The following is a 3,749-nucleotide window of genomic DNA, read 5'->3' on the forward strand; positions in this document are numbered from 1 at the left end:
GCCTGCGCCACGTGCTCGGCTACGGCCGGAGCCGAGGTGAGCCCCGGCGAGTCGAAGCAGGCGATGTTGAAGAACCCGGGCGCGTCGTCCGGTTCGCCGATGACGAAGTCGTCGCCGTCGGCGTTCGAGGCGCGCAGCCCTGCGAAGTTCGCGATCATGCCGCGCGCGCCGGCGTCGGGCCACGTCTTCTTCGCGGCGTCCAGCACGAAGCGCAGCCCCTCCGCGCTCGTGGACAGGTCGGTCTTGCTCGCCTGCTCCACGGCGTTCGGCCCCACCAGCAGGTTGCCGTGCACGGTGGGCGTCACGAGCACGCCCTTGCCCGCTGACGACGGCGCCTGAAACACGGTATGCGAGAACAGCGGGCCGTACTCGGAATCGTACAGGCAGTACTCGCCGCGCCGCGCCGCGATGCGCAGGCGATGCGCGCTCACGGCATTGTTCAGCTCGTCGGCGAACACGCCGGCGGCGTTCACCACCGCGCGCGCCGCGTACCGCGCGCCTGTCGAGGTGGACAGCAGATAGCGCGCGGACGAGGGCGAGCCCGCGGCCAGGCGCTCGACGGACACGACGCGCTCGTTGAAGCGGAACGCCGTGCCGTGCAGCGCCGCCTGCTCTGCCGAGAACAGGGCAACCTCGTACGGGTCGCAAATGGCGCCCGTCTCGGCCAGCAGGCCGCCGCGCACGTGCGGGCTCGCATGCGGTTCGAGCGCGCGCACTTCGGCGGCGTCCAGCTCGCGCACGCCTTCCACGCCGTTCTCCGCCGCGCGCGCCACGAGGCGCCGTATGCTGGCCAGCTCCTCATCGGAGAACGCGAGCACGAGCGAGCCGTTGCGGACGTAGGAGAATCCCAGCTCGTCGGCCCATTGCGGAAACAGCTTGGACCCGGCCGCGTTGAAGCGAGCCTTGAGCGTTCCAGGCAAAGGGTCGTAGCCGGCATGCACGATGCCAGAGTTCGCTCGCGTCGCGCCGCAGGCCACATCGTTGCCTGCCTCAAGCACCACGACGTTCAGACGCCAGCGCGCCAATGCACGCGCCGTCGTCGCGCCGGCAACGCCGGCTCCCACGATCGCAACGTCGATGCTCTGCAGAGGTTCGGTATCCATGTCGTTCAGCTTACTATTTATCCCCGTTGAGCGAAAGAGCGGATACACAATCGGCCAAGCGCGGTATCGTTATTTCCACGAAGCGACGAAAGGAATCACATGAGAATAGCGGTGGCGAGCGAAGGACTGGCCGTATCTCCCTATTTCGGACATTGCGCAAGCTTCACCTGCTATAGGATCGAACGGGGCATCATCGTCGAGTGCCAGAACATGCCGAACCCTCATCAGACCCCTGCCCGCATCGCCGCGGTGCTGCGCGAGCTCGATGTGACGGCGGTCATCACCGGCATCATCGAGCGCGACGCCGTGGAAGCGCTGCAAGCAGCCGATATCGAAGTAGTGTCCAACCAAGCAGGAAGCGCCCGAGATGCAGCCGAGGCGTATCTCGCCCACACTCTCATCGGCACGGACGAATGGCATAACGACGAAGAAGTCCTCGGAGCCATCGAGTCGTAGCAGGAAAGCCGGCAGGAAAATCCTCCCCTAACGAAAGCGCCCCGCCGGCTTATCCGACGGGGCGCTGTTTTTGCATAGACGCGAAGCCTACAGAGCCTTCTTGGCGACCTCGGTGATGGCGGTGAACGCCGCGGGATCGTTGATGGCCATGTCGGACAGCACCTTGCGGTCCAGCTGCACGCCTGCCTTCTTGAGGCCGTTCATGAGCACCGAGTAGCTCATACCGTTGATGCGGGCGGCCGCGTTGATGCGGGTGATCCACAGACGGCGGATCTCGCGCTTCTTGTTGCGGCGGTCGCGGTACATGTACTGGAGCGAATGCTGCACCTGCTCCTTCGCGGCACGGTAAGAACGGGACTTCGCACCGTAGTAGCCCTTGGCGCGATTGAGGACGGTACGACGCTTCTTATGGGCGCTGACTGCGCGCTTGACACGAGGCATGTTCTATCACTGTTCCTTTTCGATTAGCGGAGGCCGAGGTTACGGGCGATGACCTTCTGGTCAGCCGTGGCCACTTCGGTTTCATGGCGGAAGTTGCGCTTGCGCTTCTGGCTCTTCTTCGTCATGATGTGGCTCTTGAACGCCTTCGAGCGCATGATCTTGCCGGAACCGGTAACGCGGAATCGCTTCGCGGTGCCGCGATGAGTCTTCATCTTAGGCATGGTCGTTCCCTTCTTCTTTCTTCTCGTTCTCTTTCTTTTTCTTCGCCGCGACTGCCGCAGGCAGCGGGGCGATGAGCATGTGCATGTTGCGGCCTTCCATCTTGGGCTGGTTCTCGATGACCGCTTCGTCCTTCAGGTCGTCGGCCAGACGCTCCAGGATGGTGAGACCCAGCTCCGGGTGCGCCATTTCGCGACCGCGGAACATGATGGTGATCTTCACCTTGTTGCCGGCTTCGAGGAAGCGCATGACGTGCTTCTTCTTCGTCGTGTAGTCGCCCACGTCGATCTTCGGCCGGAACTTCATTTCCTTCGTTTCGACCTTGCTCTGGTTCTTGCGAGCCTGCTTGGCCTTGATGGCCTGGTCGTACTTGAACTTGCCGTAATCCATGATGCGGCACACGGGCGGTTCCGCGTTCGGCGCGATTTCCACGAGGTCGAGCCCCTGGTTGTCGGCCACCCGCTGGGCTTCCGCCGTCACGTAAATACCCATCTGTTCGCCATCGAAGCCGATCAAACGGCATTCGCGAACCGTGATCTCTTCGTTGAGCCGAGGCTCCTGAGCAGCTATCGCGCTCACCTCCCAATCCATCGCGCTTCCGCGCCATAATAAAAACCCGTAGCTTTGGGAGCATACGGGTTTCGCATTCGTATTCAGGCTTTGTAGCCGGTATTCGAGCGACCCATCAGCAGCCAAAGCGCCGAACCAGGTGGAGGGTCTCCCCTCGCTTGAACAAACAACTTGCTTATTGTAGCACGGGATTTTTAAGATGCAAGAAAATCATGAGGGTTTTTCGTCCGGGTTTTGGATCCGCATCTTCAGCAAGGTGGGCAAAACCCGTTAATTTCCCATGTTCCGACGATCGCACGATCGCGATGCGAGCCTCTTCGGTATACTGGCTGCAGCCTGTACCGCCTTACGCGACGGAAAGGACGTCATGAATCGCATCGTTCGTTACCTCATGCTCGCCGGCGCTTGGACGGCCTGCATCATCGGCTGCATCGGCGTGTTCGTGCCCGTGCTGCCCACCACCCCGCTGCTGCTGCTCGCGACGTTCCTGTTCGCGAAATCCTCGCCGCGCTGCCACGCCTGGATCATCTCGACCCGGGTGTACCGCACCTACGTCGCCGCGTTCAAAGAAGCCGGAGGCATCCCGCTCGGCACGAAGGTGCGCATCCTGGCCGTGTCGTTCACGCTCATGGGCCTGTCCGCCTGGTTCGTGCAGAAGCCCCTCGTCTGGGCTATCCTCGGATGCGTCAGCGCGTTTTTGCTGTATCTCATGTTCGTGCGCATCCCCACCATCACCCCCGAGCGCGTCCAGCTGATCCGCCAGGTCGAAAAGGCCGAGTAAGAATCAGCCAGGAAGCGGGAACGTCGTCGAACGGCAATAATCGACCGGTTTGGTAATCTTGGAGAGGATCCGGCCGCGGCGTTTCGGGTCTGCCGAGCGTGATCGAAGGCGTTTTTCCAGGTCGCATGTTCAAAGCATAAAACAAAGCGAATCTGCGGGATTACCAAACCGATCGATTC

At 62.1% G+C, this 3,749-nt stretch carries 6 protein-coding genes; 2 read left to right on the top strand and 4 right to left on the bottom strand.

Annotated features, from left to right (window positions below; genetic code table 11):
- On the bottom strand, positions 1-1,103 hold a 1,103-nt coding region (locus ACMO6A_RS05210; RefSeq protein ID WP_418470866.1), incomplete at its 3' end, for an NAD(P)/FAD-dependent oxidoreductase.
- A 99-nt stretch (positions 1,104-1,202) separates the two neighbouring features.
- On the opposite strand from ACMO6A_RS05210, the gene ACMO6A_RS05215 reads away from it, so the two are divergent.
- Entirely contained in the window at positions 1,203-1,559 is a 357-nt protein-coding gene (locus tag ACMO6A_RS05215; RefSeq protein ID WP_009304641.1) for a NifB/NifX family molybdenum-iron cluster-binding protein, read from the top strand.
- A gap of 87 nt (positions 1,560-1,646) precedes the next feature.
- Here the strand turns inward: ACMO6A_RS05215 and rplT are convergent, their stop codons facing one another.
- Genes rplT through infC form a run of 3 tightly spaced genes read right to left on the bottom strand, consistent with a single transcriptional unit; the run spans position 1,647 to position 2,810 of the window.
- Positions 1,647-2,000: a 50S ribosomal protein L20 gene (rplT, locus tag ACMO6A_RS05220; RefSeq protein ID WP_009304642.1), complete on the bottom strand. Its 354-nt coding sequence runs from the start codon at positions 1,998-2,000 to the stop codon at positions 1,647-1,649.
- A 23-nt stretch (positions 2,001-2,023) separates the two neighbouring features.
- Positions 2,024-2,221, bottom strand: coding sequence for a 50S ribosomal protein L35 (gene rpmI, locus ACMO6A_RS05225; RefSeq protein WP_009304643.1), 198 nt, complete (start codon positions 2,219-2,221; stop codon positions 2,024-2,026).
- Positions 2,214-2,810, bottom strand: a complete 597-nt coding sequence (gene infC, locus ACMO6A_RS05230) for a translation initiation factor IF-3 (protein WP_009304644.1) — start codon at positions 2,808-2,810, stop codon at positions 2,214-2,216. Before infC ends, rpmI begins: the two co-directional genes overlap by 8 nt.
- Before the next feature lie 346 nt (positions 2,811-3,156).
- Here infC and ACMO6A_RS05235 point away from each other — a divergent pair, with 346 nt between their 5' ends.
- Positions 3,157-3,570, top strand: coding sequence for a YbaN family protein (locus ACMO6A_RS05235; protein ID WP_009304645.1), 414 nt, complete (start codon positions 3,157-3,159; stop codon positions 3,568-3,570).
- Positions 3,571-3,749 lie beyond the last annotated feature (179 nt).

It is taken from the genome of Eggerthella sp. (assembly GCF_048329335.1).
Taxonomy (GTDB): Bacteria; Actinomycetota; Coriobacteriia; order Coriobacteriales; family Eggerthellaceae; genus Eggerthella; species Eggerthella lenta.